Here is a 334-nt window from a genome sequence, read left to right as displayed (position 1 = left end):
TAATTCATCCCGATGTAGGGCTAGATGAACTGCTGGGGGCGCTGTCGGATATTCTGAAACGCGCTGAGTTGGCGCAAGCCCACCAAATCAGCCGCGAGGTACTCTCTACCCGCGAACGCATGCTGAAAATTATGGAGCAGTTAAGTCACGACGGGGACCATCAGCGCTATACCCCGTTTGAAGCGTTGTTTACGCTGGAAGAGGGGCGTGCTGGAGTCGTTGTTACGTTTATGGCCATTTTAGAATTAGCCAAAGAAGCCATGATCGAAATTGTTCAGAACGCGCCACTGTCGCCCATTCATGTGCGTGCGCGACGTGCAGCCCTCACGGATGG

The 334-nt window shown here is 53.6% G+C and carries 1 protein-coding gene; it reads left to right on the top strand.

The genetic code is table 11. The features are described from left to right. On the top strand, positions 1 to 334 hold a 334-nt coding region (locus tag INT22_RS21275), incomplete at both ends, for a segregation and condensation protein A (RefSeq protein WP_226912825.1).

This window comes from Halomonas sp. 3D7M, assembly GCF_014897885.1.
In the GTDB taxonomy this organism is placed as follows: domain Bacteria; phylum Pseudomonadota; class Gammaproteobacteria; order Pseudomonadales; family Halomonadaceae; genus Vreelandella.
This window is presented reverse-complemented; position numbering and strand designations above follow the sequence as displayed.